The following is a 930-nucleotide window of genomic DNA, read 5'->3' on the forward strand; positions in this document are numbered from 1 at the left end:
GCCCAACGAATTGTGGGTTGCAGACTTGACCTATGTTCGCACGGCCGCCGGCTGGGTGTATGTGGCCTTCGTATTAGATGTGTTCTCGCGGATGATCGTCGGGTGGCAGACCTCCACGCGGATGTATACCGACCTGGCCCTGGACGCTTTGAATATGGGGTTATGGAACCGCACACGCCACGGCCAGTCCGTAGCGGGCTTGAAACACCACTCTGACAGAGGGATACAGTATCGAGCGCTACGCTACCCCTATCTGCCAGACTGAGGTGAGACACCCGGACTGATGGTTAGATGGCTGGGGCACTGACTTTAGGAGAACTCAGCATGACCTTGACTACGACGACCACTGATCCATCTGAAACGATGCAGCAACAGCCCTCAGTGTCTTCGCTGCCGGTGGCCGTGGAGCACCAAACACCACCGCGGGCTGGTCGAGCTGCTCGACGAACGTTTACCAATGAATATAAATGGGCGGTGGTCGCCGAGTATGAAGCGGCCCCGTTGGGCACTAAAGGTGCTGTGTTGCGCCTGGAACGGCTTGATGATTCCCATGTCAATGAGTGGCGTGCCGCGATCGAAGCGGGCACACTGGGAACTATGACGAAGAAGAAATCTGGTTCGCGTCAGCGGTCTGCTGAGCAGCAACGGATCGCTGCCTTGGAGAAGCAAGTTGCCAAATTAGAGTCAGAATCCACGCGGAAGGATCAGGTCATCGCCGACCGTGAAGCCGCGTTAGAGGTTTTGGGAAAAGGTGTGTCGTTTTTGGAAGCACTCTCCAAGAAACAGACCCCGTGACCCGGGCCCAGTGGCGCACCTGGCAAGCCCAAACTGTAGATCTGCTGGCTGCACTGGTGGGTATCGTGATGGCTTGTGCGCTGGTGGGCCGATCCAGGGCCACCCATCACCGGCACGCCAACCCGAAACCGCGGA

The 930-nt window shown here is 57.8% G+C and carries 1 protein-coding gene and 1 pseudogene; both read left to right on the top strand.

Translation table 11 applies throughout. The annotated features are described in order from the left end of the window. Positions 1–247 (top strand): annotated as a pseudogene (locus ACYVJT_RS15300) (transposase); the annotation flags it as partial. Between the two features lie 77 nt (positions 248–324). After that, positions 325–795, top strand: a complete 471-nt coding sequence (locus ACYVJT_RS15305) for a hypothetical protein (protein WP_343960224.1) — start codon at positions 325–327, stop codon at positions 793–795. The last annotated feature ends 135 nt before the right edge of the window (positions 796–930 follow it).

This window comes from Yaniella soli (assembly GCF_054782375.1).